This is a genomic window from Streptomyces sp. 549 (genome assembly GCF_030124175.1).
In the GTDB taxonomy this organism is placed as follows: domain Bacteria; phylum Actinomycetota; class Actinomycetes; order Streptomycetales; family Streptomycetaceae; genus Streptomyces.
This window is the reverse complement of sequence record NZ_JASKMT010000039.1, coordinates 1-14818: the sequence shown is the minus strand read 5'-3', so window position 1 is coordinate 14818 and position 14818 is coordinate 1. Positions and strand designations below refer to the sequence as shown.

Genomic DNA, 14818 nt, shown 5'->3' with positions numbered 1-14818 from the left:
AGCCACCACGGTTAGTTATCGTCTGTGCCCGTAAAGTGACGGACGGCTGGTGGGGGCGCGTGGTGCAGACCGGCAAGACAGCGGCATGGGCAGGCAGCAGCGCCGCCCTGGCCCTCGTCGCACTCCCCCTCTTCCTCATCGCGAGCGTCGGCAGCGACGCCGTCACCGCAGGCTGCGCCTCCGCCGCCACCCAGACCCAGGCCGGTCACGCCGCCGGCGCCGACAGCCGCACCACCGCAGGGCAGGCCCACATCGACCTGCCCCTCGCCCAAGCCGACGTCCCGCCCCCCGTGCCGCCCAGCTCGCTCACCGCCGCCCCGTGGACCTACCCCGTCCCCGCCCCCGCCACGGTCACCGCACGGTTCGGGCAGAGCGGCTCGCACTGGGTCCGCGGGCACACCGGCATCGACTTCGCCCCACCCGCCGGAACACCCGTCTTCGCCACCACCGACGGCGTGGTCCTGGCCGTCGTCCCGGCCAGCGCCGGGCACCCCTTCGGCACGTTCGTCACCGTGCTCCACGCCGACAACATCGTCACCGTCTACGCCCACCTCTCCGCAGCCACCCCCACCCGCGGACAGCAGGTCTCCACCGGCGACCCCATCGGCAAGGTCGGCTCCACCGGCAACTCCACCGGCCCCCACCTCCACTTCGAGGTACGGCCGCAGATCGGTGGCCGCCACCTCCCCGTCAACCCCGAGCCCTACCTCTCCACAGCCCTCGTCCCCGCTGCCGGCCCCGCCCCGGCCGCCCTCACCGTCTCCGCCGTCGACTGCTTCGTCCCCACCGGCGGCGGGGTCCAGCTCCCCCACCTCGCACAGCAGATGACACCCACCATCCGACGGCTGGTCGCCGACTGCCCCCAGCTGCCCCCGGCGTGGGTCCAGGCCCAGGTGGCGGCCGAGAGCTCGTGGAACCCCGGCGCCTGGAGCACGGACAGCAACGGCGGCGCGGCCGGCCTCTACCAGCTCAACCGTGCCGCCTGGCAGTCCGTCGAAGGCGCCGCCGGCTCCTGGGCCCCGGGCCGCAAGCCACCGCCTGGCCACCCGGTGTGGGAACCCGGAACCCACCTGCGCGTCGGCGTCACCTTCACCTGCCGCAACCTGCGCCAGATGACCGCCCACCTCGCCGCACACCCCAGCAAGAAGATCAGACCGCTCGACGCGATGGCCGTCTGCCACGTCGCCGGCTGCTCACGCGTCACCCACTCCACCACCGGCATCCCCACCCCCGGCGAAGCCGGCTGCGGACCCAAGTGCGTGAACACCATCCACGCCTACCTGAACAACATCCACCGCCACCTGCCCGCCGCGTAAGCCTCGGATGCGTGGAATCCGCACAACACCCCCAGAATGCTGTAGATTTTAAGTGACGCACCCGTGCGTGAAAAGGGCCGACGGGACACCACCGAAGTGGTGACGGCATCCGTCGGCCCATAGCCCCATCACCACGCCCCAACAGGCGCGACGATGAACCACCCACGATACCGCCCGGAGGCCCCAACCCCATGGCACAGCACGCCGTCCCCGACGACCCAGACACGCTGCTCACCGCAGAGCAGGCCGCCGACCTTCTCGGGATCCAACCGGCGACCCTGAGGGCATACGCCTCCAGAGGGCAGGCACCGGAAGGCCGCAAGGTCGGCAACGGACGACGGTGGACCCTCCGCGAGATCGAAGACCACCGCAACCCCCCGCCCGGCACCACCCCCCGACGCCGCGGCCGGCCGCGCGGCGCCACCGACACCAGCCCCCGCAAGCCCTCCCTCGCCGCCCGACGCGCCGCTGAGATCGCCGCCCGCGAAGCCACCGGCGACACCCTCACCACTGAGCAGGTCATGGCCACCTACGACGTCACCGAACGCACCGCCCAACGCCTCCTCCAACGAGCACGCAACGCTAAGTGAGCTCAACCTGAGACCAGCAGTGTGGACCTGGCCGGGACCCCCGGAGTCGCTTCAGCCACGTCAACACCGTCAAGCTGGATGAGCACGCGCCGTCGAGCAGTGGAAAGAGATCTGTCGCGAGCCGCAGCGGTGAGGGCTCACCCGTGTGGGGGTCTCCGCCGCAGTGCTGATCTCCAAGATCGACCCCTACTCTGCGCAAGGTCGAGGTTGTACAGCGCCAGGCCTTCCCTGTGGCGGTCGCCCAGGTCGCGGAAGATGTCGGCAGCGGTGGCGTGGGCGGTAATGGCCTCCTCGAACCGCCGCACCTCCTGGAGGGCGAGGCCGAGGTTGTTCAGCGCGCCACCTTCGCCGCGGCGGTCGCCCAGGTCGCGGTGGATGTCGGCGGCGGTGGTGTGGGCGTCGATGGCCTCCTCGAACCTCCGCATTCCCTGGAGAGCACCGCCGAGGTTGTTCAGGGCTAGGGCTTCGCCGTGGCGATCATCAAGGTCGCGGCAGATGACGAGGTCTTGGGTGTGTGCGGTGATGGCGTCTTCGAACCGCCGCACTTCCTGGAGGGCGTTGCCGAGGTTGTTCAGCGCGCCACCTTCGCTGTGGCGGTCGCCCAGGTCGCGGTGGATGTCGGCGGCGGTGGTGTGGGCGTCGATGGCCTCCTCGAACCTCCGCATTCCCTGGAGAGCATTGCCGAGGTTGTTCAGCGCCTTGGCTTCGCCGTGGCGGTTGCCCAGCTTGCGGTGGATGTCGGCGGCGGTGGTGTGGGCGTCGATGGCGTCTTCGAACCGTCGCACTTCCTGGAGCGCAATGCCGAGGTGGTTCAGCGCGCCACCTTCGCCGTGGCGATCACCCAGGTCGCGGTAGACGTCGGCGGCGGTGGTGTGTGCGGTGATGGCCTCCTCGCATCGCCGCACCTTTCGCAGGGCGAGGCCGAGGTTGTTGCGTGCCTTGGCTTCGCCGTGGCGGTTGTCGTGGTTGCGGTGGATGTCGGCGGCGGTGGTGTGTGCGGTGATGGCGTCTTCGAACCGTCGCATTCCCTGGAGGGCGTTGCCGAGGTGGTTCAGCGCATGGGCTTCGTTATGGCGGTCGCCCAGGTCGCGGAAGATGTCGGCGGCGGTGGTGTGTGCGGTGATGGCCTCCTCGAATCGCCGCACCTCCTCCAGTGCGTTGCCGAGGTTGTTCAGCGCCCCAGCTTCACGGCGGCGGTCGCCGAGGTGGCGGGTGGCGGTGATGGCGTGTTGTGCGGTGGTGAGGGCGTCGTGGAAGTAGCGGAACTGGGTCAGGTAGAGGCCCATGCAGAAGGCCAGAACCACAGTGGTTTTCGGGTGGCCGGTGGTGGCCGTGTGGGCGACGGTGGCGGTGAGGTTGGGGCGTTCGGCTTCGAACCAGGCCAGGGCTGCGGCGCGATCGGGGAAGCGGTCGGGAGCACGCTGCCCGGGCAGCGCCCGCAGGTGGTCGTCCGCCGCGTCGGCGGCGTCGCAGTAGTGATCGAAGAGCCGGCCGAGGGCTTGCTGCCGGTCCGGTCCGCTGTCGTGGCGTCGGCTTTGGTCGTCGGCGTAGAGGCGGGTCAGGTCGTGCATGCGCCACCGGTTGGAGCCGATGGGTTGTTCGTTGAGGAGCCCGGCCCGTGCCAGCGTCGCCAGGCTCTGCCGGGCGGGCCGGGCGTCTTGGTCGGTGAGGGCGGCGGCGGTGTCGGTGGCCAGGTCGGGGCCGGGGTTGAGTGACAGCAGCCGGAACAGCCGCGCGCTGTGTTCGTCCAGGCGCCGGTAGGACAGGTCGAAAGCCGCCTGCACCCCGAGGGAGCGCCCGTCACGATCCTCGTAGTGGAGGGCTTTCAGGCGGGTGCGGGTGTCGGCGAGGTCGGCGGCCAGCGTGGTCAGAGGGAGGCCGGGGTCTGCGGTGGCCTGGGCGGCGACGATCGTCAACGCCAGTGGTAGACCCCCGCAGTACCCAGCCACCTCCCGCAGGGCCTCGGGCTCGCCGTGCGGGCGCGGGTCGTCTGGTCGAGCGCGAGTGAGGGCGTAGGCGATGAGGGCAACGGCTGGTTCGGTGTCGAGCTGGTCTAGGGGGGCCAGGCGGGCGGGAAGGTCGGGGGCGGTGAGGGCGTCGCGGGAGGTGGCCAGCAGCCGGTGCCCACCGGATGCCGGCAGGAGGGGCACCAGTTGCGTCGTGGCGGAGGCGTCGTCAGCGACGACCAGCACCGGCCCTACCTTGCCCCGCCGGGCCAGTTCGGAGCGGTACAGGTTCTCCTGCTCCCTAGGCGTGGGCGGCAGGTCGTCCTCCCTGATGCCCAGCGCCCGCAGCAGCGCTTCCAGCGCTTGCTCGCCGCTGACCGGTCCGGCCGGGTCGTAGCCGCGCAGGTGCACGAACAACGCACCCCCGCCGAACCAACCGGCTTCGACGGCACGGTGGGCCGCGTGCAGGGCCAGCGCGGTCTTGCCGACCCCCGCAAGCCCCGTCGCCACCACCACACCCGGCCCCGGACCCGACGGGTTGAGTACGTCCAACAATTCGCTGGCGCGCTCCTCTCGGCCGATCAGAGCTGCAACGGCTGGGAGCGCGTTCAGCGCCTGCGGGGCAGGGCCGCTTCCCATGCCGTACACCGCGGTCTGGTTGTACTGGTCCCGCCCGACCTGGTTCACCTGCCCCTTGCCGGAGGCAGTGGCCTGCTGAGACGTCCGGTTAGGAACGGGGTCGCCGCTCATCGTCCCCCGATCCCGTGCGCTGATCCCCGCCCACCTGCGTCACCGACGCGTCGTCGGCTACCTCCGCCTCCTGCTCGACACTCGTCGGCCTACCCCCGGCCCCGCCGGGGGTAGGCGTGTTCTGGTTGCCACCGACCTGGGTTGCCCGGCCCCGGCCGGACGCGGTGGCCCGCTGCGACACCGTCCGCTCCACCGGCCCGGTCGTGGTGGGCTGTGCGCGGCCGGCCCACCAGCCGACCGCACCCGCCACCACCGTGGCCATCACCGTCGCGAACGCCGTCGCCACCACCCACCGATCAGCCTCCGCCTCCGGCATCCACCCGAACGACACCGACCGCGCCCCCCACAAACACACCCCGAACACCACAACAGCCACCACCACCGTGACCGACCACCGCACCCAACCCGCCATCCCCACCCCTCCCAGCACCCACAGCCCCGCTCCGGCCTACGGAATCCCCCACGCCACGCATTCACCATGCGTGGTAACCACACAATCCCAGACCCCCACACCCGGCTTGTTGCCCATGACAGATCCGTTACCAGAGGACCTGCATCGGGGCAGAGGCAATCCGCCCGGACCGCTCCCCAGCGCCCCAACACGGGATTACCGTGGTGGCACAAGCTAGTTCTTCCTTCTGGAGTCTTCGATGAGTGAACAGTCGTCCTCCGCCGACACCGCACGGCAACTGGCGCCCGCAGCCGCCGATGCGGTGCGCGCCTACGCGGCGAAGACCCGCGCTGACGCCGACCGGTTCGCCGCCGTCCTGGAGGACATCGCCACCAACGGCCTGCCCGACCCCGAGCAGTGCACCCCGTGGGAGGAGTTGCGCGAGGCTCACTTCGCACGGCTCGCTGCGCAGCGCCCGGCCGTCGCCTGATGCCCCCGCAGTACGGTCCGCGCCGCGCCCGGATCGCCTTCTCCGACTCCGCCGCCAAGCAGTTGGAGAACTTGACCAGCGAGGCCGAGATCCACGCCCTGGACCGCGCCCTGGTCGTCCTCTCCGTCGACCCGGACGTCGGCGAGCCGATCCCCGGCGACACCGCCGGCCCTCAGCTGCGCCAGTACACCGACGACGTCGAGCGCGTCCGCGTCCTGTACTTCGTCACGGCGCTGCGCACCGTCGTGGTCGTCGCCTACATCGAGGTGTAGCCACACCCACCATGTCTATGCGACGCCTGCGGCCCAGTCTGCCCGCGCCAAGCTCATCTGCAGCGCGGACCAGGACTCCCCGTCCACTCGTTCCACGTCGGGAAGCACCTGATCCACGCGGAACCCGAGGCCTTCATACAGCCGCACTGCGTTGCTGTTGTGGGTGAAGACCCCCAGCTCCACTCGCTCCAGGCCCGGTTGAGCGAAGGCGAACTTCAGCACTTGAGTCAGCAACGCGGCCCCGTATCCCTGGCCTCGGGCCTCCGGAGCGATGAGAACCCGCCCGAGCCTGGCAGACCGGCCGTCAGCGGCCAACCGCAGCGACGCATGCCCCACGAGCCGGCCATCCGGACCGATGCCCGTCCAGGTCCGGCGCCCCGGCTCCACCACATAGGCGGCGAGTTGCGGATCATCCAACGGCCAGGTGAACCCGGGGCCAGCCCACGTCAACAGCTCAGCCGGCCCGGATATCCACGACACGATCACACCAGCGTCGGCAAGGGTGAACGCGCGCAGCTCAACCACAACGCCACCCACATGCAAGATCGGCTGCCATGCCCCGAGACACTACCGCGACCGATGACTGTCGTCCCTCTTCACCCACACCCGCTACATGCCTAACGTCCCTTGCGCTGCCAGATCGAGCTGACCTGCGGACAACGCGCCGCGACCTGAGATAGTGATTGTGGTCGTCGCCTACATCGAGGTGTAGCGACAAGCCCACCCGGGGGGGGAAGTCAGCTCGCTGTGGCCACGTAAACGCAGCTCAGCGGCCCTTTCGCTCAGGAACAGGCGCAGAGGTCACGCATACCCTGGAGCAGACCCGGCGCATACCGGCCGTCATAGTTTCGGGTCCCAGGGTCGGACGATGATGCACGGCCGCAGGTTGGCTGCCTCGGCTGTCCGGTTGGCCTCGATCGCCACGCTGTTCAGGAGGTCGACCAGGTCGGGCCATGCCCAGTAGACGACGCCGTGGATGTGCTTGGCGTAGGCGTACGAGAGCATGATCGTCATCAGTCGGGCGCGGCCTTTGCGGGCGCGTTCCAGCTCGTGCACCCACACTTGCTCGTCGCCGTCGGGGCCGGTGACGACGGATGCCAGGTCGGGGAAGGCCCGGCCGCCGGTGCCTCGCCCGGCGCCGATCTCGATGTCGGACCGTACCCGGGCGCCGGGGCCGGAGGAGGGGTTCGGCTCGCAGTGCCGGATCTCCTGTTCGGTGATGAGCTGGTGGTCGGGCTGGATGTTCGTCAGGTGGTCGGCGAGCTCGATGACCTCCAGGTCGTGGACGAGTTCCGCGACGCTCGGTGAGGCCGGGGTGCCGTCCATCCCGGCGGCCGTCATGCCGGCCCGGGTCAGCCAGTGGATGCGGGGCCGGTCGCCCAGCGGCCTCGCCTGCTGGAGCAGGCCCAGTGTGTGGAGTGCGCGCAGCCGGCGCTCGTATACCTCCCGGCGGCGCTCGCTGCCCGAGCGGCGGTCGAACTCGCGCGCCACCTGGGCGCAGGTGACGGCCCGCCACCTCCCGATCCATTGCAGGATCTCCAGGTCCCTGCTCGTCATCGCGTGGCGCCGGGCCGTGGTCGTCGGCATCAAGGGCCGCCCTCTCTCCCGCCCGTACTCCGGGTGTGGGCCGGAGGTGCGCGGGGTGTGCTTTCGGGTGTGCGCGGACTCTGCGGGCCGCAGAATAGTCCCGCGCGGCCTGACCTGCGGAAACGCCTACTCCGTACGTGTGACCTTGATGTCTGGGGGCTTCTTGTCGTCGTGTGCTGCTCGCTGGCCGGTGTGGTGCTAGGTGGGGGTGGCGGGCGGTACGGTGCGTGTCGTGCGTAATCAGGCGGGTGCGGTGGGTGACGGGCCGGAGTGGCCGCGGGCTCGGTGGGGTGGGCAGGAGCGGCGGACGGTCTCCGGGTGGGAGGCGCTGGTCCGGATGGTCACCGGGTTGGGGGCCGTCGTCGCTCCGCTGCCTGCCGTCGTCGGGGCGGTCGTGGCGGTGTGCGCGCGGCGGCTGGCGTTGCGGGGGCGGTGGCTGGTGGCCGGCGCCGGTGCGGTCGCTGTGCCGGTGGTGGTGGTGTTCGGCGGGTGGGAGGCGTACTGCGCGCCGTACCACCAGCTCGTGGACGGATTGACCGATGTGGATGCGCAGGCCCTGCTGCAGGCCGGTCCCGAGGGGCTGCTGTTCGCCGTGGCGGGGCGTGTGCCGGGCTGGGCGGCGGGGCAGGCGCCGCTGGCGGTCGCGGCGGGTGTGCTGGCCGGCGGGCTGTGGCTGACGTGGCGCTGGCGGTTCCGTCCCTGGTGGCGGGCGGGGGCCGCCGTGCAGCTGCCGGAGCGGAAGCTGGAGGCCGCAATCGCCGCGCTAGAGAAGGCCGACGACCGCGAACCGGCCCAGGGGCTGGGCGACCTGCGTGTCCGGGTGGGCGTCGACGCGGCCACCGGCGCCGTGTGCGACCTCCCCGGCCCGGCGCTGCGGCAGCACGTGTTCGTCGCGGGCGCCACCGGCTACGGCAAGTCCCGCACGATCGAACGCCTGCTGCACGAGCTGGTCGTCACCGACCACGCCGCACCGCTTCGGGTGCCGATCGTGTTCATCGACATGAAGGCCGACCCCGAGTTCGCCACCGCCCTGGAGGCGATGGCGACCACGGCGGGGCGCCGCTTCCACCTGGTGACCGTCACCGGGCAGGGCAGCACCTACAACCCCATCCGGAACGGATCGGTGGTCCAGGCGTGCTCGCGGATCGTGGAGACGCTCGACCAGGTCGCCGGCGGCGGCTTCTCCGAGCCGCACCACCGCGAGGCGTCCGAGGTGTTCCTGCGCCACGCGATGTGCGCTCTGGACGACCTGGTCGCCCAGCAGGTGACCGAGCAGTTCCCGGACGGCGCGCGGGCCTGGCGCCGGGACCTGCCCGACCTGGCCAAGCTGATGTCCGTGAAAGCCCTCGCCGACCGCACCCGGCTGCTGGCCGGAACCACCGGCCGCGAGGTGCACCGCTACCTCGACTACCTGCAATCCGACGGCCGCGAACTCCAGCGCTCCGTGCCGGGCCTGGCCGCGCGCATCGTCAACATGACGGCCGGAGACGCCGGCCGCGTCCTCACCGACCGGCCCGACGGGATCGACCTGCACCACGTCATCACCAGCGGCGACGTCGTCCTCTTCAGCCTCTCCGCCGCCCGAGACGCCCGCGCGGCCCGGCAGATCGGCAGCCTCGCCCTCACCGACCTCGGCTCCGTCGGCGACCGCCTCCTCGAGGAGCGCTGGGGAAGTCGGGGCGGCTTCTTCTTCGCCGGAGTCGACGAGTTCTCCGCCTTGGGTGGCTCCACCATGACCGCCCTCTTCCAACGCATCCGCGGCGCCGGCGGCGGCCTGCTGCTCGCAACCCAGGACATCGCCGACCTGGACGCCGTCAGCCCCGAGTTCACCGCCGCGGTGATGACCAACACCAACATCATGCTGCTGCACCGGCAGCGCTCCGCCGCCGAACCCCTCGCCGCCCTGCTCGGCACCCGACCCGGCTGGGAGGAAGCCCTCCAAGTCCAAGACGACGCCGGCCCCCTGGGCACCAGCACCGGCACCACCGGCAGCTCCCAGCTACGCCCCATCCACGAGCGCATCGTCGAACCCGAGACGCTGCGCCGCCTCCCTCCGGGGCAGGCGGTGGTCGCCGTCGGGCACCCGCAGGACACCACCCAGACCGTGCGCATCGCCCTGGCCCCGCGGCTCGACACCGCCAGCCCCGAAGCGGAGGTCTCGCTCACCAAGACCCTCGCGGTGCCGCCGCTGCCACGCCCCGTGTCGCTCCCGCCTGCGCTACCGCCCCGGCCGCCGGCACCGCCCACCGCCGCGATGCCGGCACCTCCCGCGCCACCGCAGTCCGCGCCCGTCGATCCGGTTCCGCAATCGCTCGCCGCGCCGGTCGTGGACGGCGCGGACATGTGGCACTGAGGCTGTCGCAGCGAGTTGTGTCAGACCGGCTGTCGCAGCCACGACTCGAGAGCCGCGTAGTCGCTGTCAGTCAGGCCACGGCGGGGATCGACACGATGGAGTAGGGCTTGCCCCTGATGATGGGAAGCGACCCAGGCCCGATCGGTATTCGTGATCTCGTCGTCGGCCCAGGCGAACGGGCGCCCCGCAGCCCATTCGACGAGGGCACGGGTCTTCCAGTGCAGTCCGTTGCGTTCGTCCTGGTCATCGATATCGGACGGCTCCGGCCAGACCACCACCGCCAACTGGGGCAGACCAATGCGGGGCGCGATGCACTCGTTCGCGTCCGTCATCCATGTCGTCGCCCAGACCACCTCGCACGGGAGCGCCGCCAGTCGGGGCCCATGCTCGGGGTTAATCCTGTTCAGGAGCGGATTCGGGTCCGCATCGGGCAGTTCAGGACCCGTCGCATAAACCGGATGCGGCTGGGGCACCGCGCCGAACGGGATGAGTGGCCCATCGACATCGAGAAACAGCAGGGCACGCTGCACGGAACCAGTCACGGGAGCACGATAGCGGCGGATCCCACCAGTGCCCGCCTCGATATCTAAGCCCGACATCTGACCGTCGCCCCGCCTGCGCTGCTTCTCGTGCACATCCACGGGCCTCAAGGTCCGCAACTGCTGCCCAGATCCCCCCGGCCTTGTCTCCGCGGGGGATCTTTCTTTCTCCCCGCGGAGCGGGTGGGCACGGTGCTTCGCACCGGCCAAGCGAGGATCAGCGCTGCGCGCTGATCACGCCTCGCTGCGCGAGGCTGCCCCGCTGCGCGGGATGCCGTCCGCTGCGCTTCCGGCCTGCCGGACTCCGCTTCGCTCCACCCGGCGGGGTGGCTCCCCGGCTGATCAAAAACCTGCGATGCGCCGCGTGTCGCCCACTGCTTCCCACCTTGCATGTTGTAAATTTTTCTTGTCGGGAAGGGAACGGCACCCAACCCGACGCCCCATCACCACGCCTCCGCAGGGAGAAAGACAAAGTGACCACCGCAACACCCCAACTCCCGCGTTCTCAGCTGCGGCCCCACCGGACTCCCCTCCGGCTGACGGCGCCCCACCGGTTCGCCGAACACCTTCTGCTCGTGCTCAGCGGCCGACGGCCGGTGCACTCCCTCCTCGGGCACATGCGCGGGCACGCCTACGACCAGGTGAGCACGCTCGCCTCCGTGGCGCCCCTGCGCCCGCGTCGCGCGGATCAGCGGACCGCCGTACTGGCCAGCGTGCACAGCCAGACGCCATGCGCGGGAGTCATCGAAGTGTGCGCCCGGATCAGCACGAGCGGCCGTGACCGGGCGTTGGCGTTCCGGCTGGAGCACGACCCCGACACCACTCGGTGGCGGTGCTCCGCCGTGCACCTGGGCTGACCAAGCCCGAGCCCCCTGCTGCGGGCGGGAACGGCACCCGCCCGCAGCATCACCCAGCCCCATCACCACGCGAAAGGCACAAGCACATGAGCATCCTCACCGTCACCCCCACCGAGGTCTTCTACGAGGACCACGCCGACGGCGACAACCTGTTCTCCCTCATCCGTGAGCAGGTCGGCGGCCACGTCCAAGCGGTCGCCCTCGAAGGCGACCGGGTCATGTGGGTGCACGAGGACGGCAAGGCGCTGGCCCAGCCCGTCAACCCCCGCGCTACCGAGGTCATGCGCGCGGCCGGAAGCACCTTCCCCGGCGACTGGGTCGCCGGAACCGCCGTCATCACCGGCCGCAGCGGTCCCGAGACCGCGCCGCTGAACGACGACCAGCTCGGCCGCACCTACCGGGAACTCGCGATCCACTGACACCCCCGCGCGCTGCGGGCGGGAACGGCACCCGCCCGCAGCGCCACCCCAGCCCCATCACCCACCCCTGGCAGACAGGACGATCCGCCATGCCCGAAACAGCAATCCGGCCCCCCAAGCCCCTCAACCGCCGCACCGCCAGCCCGGAGCAGATCACGGCAGCCCGCAAGGTCCGCCGCCGCTGGCTCGCCGACGTCGCCGACTGGGCGATCGGCTCCCTCACCCAGCCCGACGCGTGGCGCTCGTTCCTGTGGACCGCCGCCATGCACCCCAACCGCCCCCGCGTCACCAACCTCGCGCTGATCGCCGTCCAGGCGCCCGGCGAGGTGACCCGCACCTACCGGCAGTGGCGCGCGGAAGGCCGCCAGGTCCGGCGCGGTGAACCCGGCCTCCTGATCTACACCTCCGTCATCAAGGAGGAGGACGACAACGACCCGGAGCTGCGCGGCTTCAGCACCGGCACCCTCTTCGCCTACGGCCAGACCGACCCAGCCGACGGCACGCCGGCCGACGCCCAGCAGGCACCCCCCGGCCCGCCGTCGCCCCGCACGGCCGACGAGCTGCACGCCGCCGCCACCGTGGCCCTGCACACCCTGGAGATGCGCTACAACCGCGCACAGGGCATCCCTGCGGCCCTCACGGCCGCCGCCGCAGCCCGAGGACTCAGCCCGGACGACGCCGCCTCAGCGGCCTATCTCGCCGCGCTCACCCTCGGTGTGCCGGACCCCGGCACCGCCCCGCCGCCGCAGGCCCAGACGGGAGAGCCGGACGAGGTACGCGACGCGGCACAGCGCGTCATTGATCACGGCCGCGCCCTCGCTGAGCAGTTCGCCGCACTCGCCCTGCCCCCGTTCTGACAACCGGGGCCGGGGCGGACAACCGCCCCGCCCCGGCCCCTCCCTCCACGCACCAAGGGAGCGGAAATGACCCCGCAGAACACCCCCAAGCTCAGCGACGCGCAACTGACCTGGTTGCTGTCCCCCATCCGCTCCAGCCGGGTCGGGAAGGACGGCAAGGGCTTCGCGCACGTCGAAGCCTGGGACATCCGCCGCCACCTCATCCGCTGCTTCGGATTCGGCGGCTACAGCACCGAGCTGCTGTTCGCCGATCTCATGCACGAACGCGAGACCCCGGCCAAGAACGGCGGCAAATCCCGCTGGACCGTCGTCTACCGCTGCGCCGTCCGGCTCACGGTCAAGGTCGCGGGCATCGAGCTGGGCCGCTGGCACGGCATCGCTACCGGCGACGCCATCAACCTGCCCAGCGTCTCGGACGCGCACGACCTGGCGCTCAAGACCGCCGACAGCCAGGCACTCAAGCGCGCCGCCGTGAACCTGGGCGATCAGTTCGGGCTGAGCCTCTACAACAACGGATCGCATGACGCCGTGGTCCTGCGCACGCTCGCCCATGCCTCCGGCGGCGACCTGCCCGCCTCAGACCCGCCCGTACAGCCCGAGCCGCAGGCCGCCCTACCGCCCGCCCCGGAGCCGCAGGCCGCCCAAGCCGCACCGCAGCCGACGGCACCACCGCAGCCGCCGACGGCGCCGCAGCCGGACGAACGGGAAAAGGAATACGCGGCCATGATGCACGCAGCCCAAAAGGTGAACTTCACCGAAGGGCTTCCCGACCAGTTCCGAAGCTTCTTCGGTGTCCCGGTCGAGGAAGGCACCGCCGACCAGTTCCGGCAAGCCCGAACGCTCATGGAGGAATCGTGAGCCTGCGCGCAACCTCCCTCCGCGAAGCGGAACTGATCCTGCGCATCGACCAGCTCAAAAAAGAACTGAAAGACGTACGCGCCGCCACGCAAAAGGCTCTGGAGAAAGCACACGAAGAGACCGGAACCCGTCAAATCTCGGTCACTCTCCCCGACGGCGAGCGCGTAGGAACCATCAGCTTCAACGAGGACACGAAAAGAGCGGAGATCACCGACGAACACAGTTTCCGAGAGTGGGTGTCCCAGCACTACCCCTCGGAAATTGAAAGGAAGTTCGTCGCGGAAATCCGACCCGCCTTTGCCTCCAATCTCCTCACGCGGATGACCAAGGCAAACGCGGCACGCATCACCGACGCAGAGACCGGAGAAATCCACGACGTCCCCGGCGTCGAGATCCGCACCACCAGGACCGGCGGCCACACCCTCCGATTCCGCAACGACGAAGCCAAGGAAGCCGTCCGCGCAGCCTTCCCCGCCGGATAGCCGACCCCACGTAGGTCACACCGCCGGAAGGCCCCCTGACAAGGCACAAGACGCCGGGGGTGTGCTCCAGCCAGCACACCCCCGGCACACCCCACAGCACACCCGCAGCACACCCAGGAGACACCCCGTGATCGATCACCCCCGCATCCTCACCCAGTACCGCGCCCTTCGACTGCCTCCCGGCACGCCCGTCCGCTACAACGGCAGCGTGAAGGAACTGCACGGCGAATACACCACACAGCCCTGTACCTGCCATTACTGCATGCACGATCTTCAAGCGGGCATCCCTGCCGAGCGATACGACCTCTACCGCGATGGGGCTTCCGGCGGTATTCACCACGTGCGCCACACCTCCGTAACGCCCCTGAACGGAGAGCGTGAGAACGTGAGGAATTGGCTTTGTGGAGAGGCTACGGAAACTCACGTCAGCCGCCTTATCCACCGTGAGTTCCCGGCCATCCAGTTTTATCGGCTCTCCGTTGAGGGAGAAGTCTTGCACATCACGTGGGCGGGACAGCCACGAGAAATGGAGATGCGGACAGTCGTAGCTCCGTGCCTGGCAAATTATGTGCCAAGGGCGGTATCTCGGCCGTACCGTCCTCCGTTGCGGTGCGCGTGGCTGGAGTTGAATTCGTTGGCCCTCCGAAGGTTTCACGAGTTGAAACCCGCAGGCTCACGATGACCTACTAGCCGCCCCGCCACTCCCTCTAAATCTCTGGGGGAGTGGCCCAGAATCCCGAACAGTACATGTGCATCAGTTGGCGTGATGCGAAGGGTTCAGCCCCCACCATCTGATGCACGCTCACCGCCCCCGGCCACCCTCCCTCGTAGCCCGCCTCACCCGGCGCAGCCGGGTGGCTGCCTCGTACCCGCGTAGCGGGTGCGAGGTTCACGGTTGGGAGCGGAGCGGACAACCGTGGAGGCAGCGAAGCTGTCTGACGTGCCGCCAGGCACGCCGGGGCAGCGCGGAGCGCAGTCCCGGGCCGGGAGCGAAGCGGACGGCCGGCCTCGCGGAGCGAGGCCGCACACGCGGAGCGGGTGCGCGCCCGGCGCGAAGCGCCGGGCTTCGCTTGGCGAGCGCGCAGCGCTCTGCTACCCGCAAGTCGGAGGC

At 70.4% G+C, this 14818-nt stretch carries 14 protein-coding genes; 10 read left to right on the top strand and 4 right to left on the bottom strand.

Going from position 1 to position 14818, the window contains the following annotated elements; all coding sequences use genetic code 11:
- The first annotated feature begins 35 nt into the window (after positions 1 to 35).
- A complete protein-coding gene (locus QNO07_RS26105) occupies positions 36 to 1316 on the top strand; it encodes a M23 family metallopeptidase (protein ID WP_283994965.1) in 1281 nt (426 codons plus the stop codon).
- A gap of 191 nt (positions 1317 to 1507) precedes the next feature.
- Positions 1508 to 1906, top strand: a complete 399-nt coding sequence (locus QNO07_RS26100; RefSeq protein ID WP_283994964.1) for a helix-turn-helix transcriptional regulator — start codon at positions 1508 to 1510, stop codon at positions 1904 to 1906.
- Between the two features lie 137 nt (positions 1907 to 2043).
- On the opposite strand, the gene QNO07_RS26095 is transcribed toward QNO07_RS26100, so the two are convergent.
- Positions 2044 to 4539, bottom strand: a complete 2496-nt coding sequence (locus tag QNO07_RS26095; protein ID WP_283994963.1) for a tetratricopeptide repeat protein — start codon at positions 4537 to 4539, stop codon at positions 2044 to 2046.
- Between the two features lie 713 nt (positions 4540 to 5252).
- On the opposite strand from QNO07_RS26095, the gene QNO07_RS26090 reads away from it, so the two are divergent.
- The gene (locus QNO07_RS26090) at positions 5253 to 5483 is read left to right on the top strand and encodes a hypothetical protein (RefSeq protein WP_283994962.1); all 231 of its coding nucleotides are present in this window, start codon (positions 5253 to 5255) and stop codon (positions 5481 to 5483) included.
- Positions 5483 to 5755: a hypothetical protein gene (locus QNO07_RS26085; RefSeq protein ID WP_283994960.1), complete on the top strand. Its 273-nt coding sequence runs from the start codon at positions 5483 to 5485 to the stop codon at positions 5753 to 5755. The genes QNO07_RS26090 and QNO07_RS26085 overlap by 1 nt, the downstream gene beginning before the upstream one ends.
- Positions 5756 to 5770: 15 nt before the next feature.
- Here the strand turns inward: QNO07_RS26085 and QNO07_RS26080 are convergent, their stop codons facing one another.
- Positions 5771 to 6280 carry a GNAT family N-acetyltransferase gene (locus QNO07_RS26080; protein ID WP_283994959.1) on the bottom strand — a complete coding sequence of 170 codons (510 nt, stop codon included), beginning with the start codon at positions 6278 to 6280 and terminating at the stop codon, positions 5771 to 5773.
- Between the two features lie 315 nt (positions 6281 to 6595).
- A complete protein-coding gene (locus QNO07_RS26075; RefSeq protein WP_283994957.1) occupies positions 6596 to 7342 on the bottom strand; it encodes a hypothetical protein in 747 nt (248 codons plus the stop codon).
- Positions 7343 to 7574: 232 nt separating this feature from the next.
- Here QNO07_RS26075 and QNO07_RS26070 point away from each other — a divergent pair, with 232 nt between their 5' ends.
- On the top strand, positions 7575 to 9695 hold the full coding sequence (locus QNO07_RS26070; RefSeq protein WP_283994956.1) for a type IV secretory system conjugative DNA transfer family protein: 2121 nt from the start codon (positions 7575 to 7577) through the stop codon (positions 9693 to 9695).
- A gap of 20 nt (positions 9696 to 9715) precedes the next feature.
- Here QNO07_RS26070 and QNO07_RS26065 read toward each other — a convergent pair whose 3' ends face one another.
- Complete coding sequence (locus QNO07_RS26065; RefSeq protein WP_283994982.1) at positions 9716 to 10237, bottom strand: HAD domain-containing protein; 522 nt, start codon at positions 10235 to 10237, stop codon at positions 9716 to 9718.
- Between QNO07_RS26065 and QNO07_RS27625 the strand changes: the two genes are divergently transcribed.
- From QNO07_RS27625 to QNO07_RS26040, 5 genes are all read left to right on the top strand, one after another.
- Complete coding sequence (locus tag QNO07_RS27625) at positions 10186 to 11091, top strand: Rv3235 family protein (RefSeq protein ID WP_349636879.1); 906 nt, start codon at positions 10186 to 10188, stop codon at positions 11089 to 11091. The two genes, QNO07_RS26065 and QNO07_RS27625, sit on opposite strands and share 52 nt — an antisense overlap.
- Positions 11092 to 11177: 86 nt before the next feature.
- The gene (locus QNO07_RS26055; RefSeq protein WP_283994953.1) at positions 11178 to 11510 is read left to right on the top strand and encodes a DUF3846 domain-containing protein; all 333 of its coding nucleotides are present in this window, start codon (positions 11178 to 11180) and stop codon (positions 11508 to 11510) included.
- Between the two features lie 89 nt (positions 11511 to 11599).
- Complete coding sequence (locus tag QNO07_RS26050) at positions 11600 to 12367, top strand: ArdC family protein (protein WP_283994952.1); 768 nt, start codon at positions 11600 to 11602, stop codon at positions 12365 to 12367.
- A 66-nt stretch (positions 12368 to 12433) separates the two neighbouring features.
- Complete coding sequence (locus QNO07_RS26045; protein WP_283994951.1) at positions 12434 to 13225, top strand: Rad52/Rad22 family DNA repair protein; 792 nt, start codon at positions 12434 to 12436, stop codon at positions 13223 to 13225.
- On the top strand, positions 13222 to 13707 hold the full coding sequence (locus QNO07_RS26040) for a hypothetical protein (RefSeq protein WP_283994949.1): 486 nt from the start codon (positions 13222 to 13224) through the stop codon (positions 13705 to 13707). The genes QNO07_RS26045 and QNO07_RS26040 overlap by 4 nt, the downstream gene beginning before the upstream one ends.
- Positions 13708 to 14818: the final 1111 nt, after the last annotated feature.

What these genes read in the sequence shown, in the direction of transcription:
- QNO07_RS26100 (WP_283994964.1), top strand. Translation starts at nt 1,508, where the DNA reads ATGGCACAGCACGCCGTCCCCGACGACCCAGACACGCTGCTCACCGCA.
- QNO07_RS26090 (WP_283994962.1), top strand. Translation starts at nt 5,253, where the DNA reads ATGAGTGAACAGTCGTCCTCCGCCGACACCGCACGGCAACTGGCGCCC.
- QNO07_RS26085 (WP_283994960.1), top strand. Translation starts at nt 5,483, where the DNA reads ATGCCCCCGCAGTACGGTCCGCGCCGCGCCCGGATCGCCTTCTCCGAC.
- QNO07_RS26075 (WP_283994957.1), bottom strand. Translation starts at nt 7,342, where the DNA reads ATGCCGACGACCACGGCCCGGCGCCACGCGATGACGAGCAGGGACCTG.
- QNO07_RS26055 (WP_283994953.1), top strand. Translation starts at nt 11,178, where the DNA reads ATGAGCATCCTCACCGTCACCCCCACCGAGGTCTTCTACGAGGACCAC.
- QNO07_RS26050 (WP_283994952.1), top strand. Translation starts at nt 11,600, where the DNA reads ATGCCCGAAACAGCAATCCGGCCCCCCAAGCCCCTCAACCGCCGCACC.
- QNO07_RS26045 (WP_283994951.1), top strand. Translation starts at nt 12,434, where the DNA reads ATGACCCCGCAGAACACCCCCAAGCTCAGCGACGCGCAACTGACCTGG.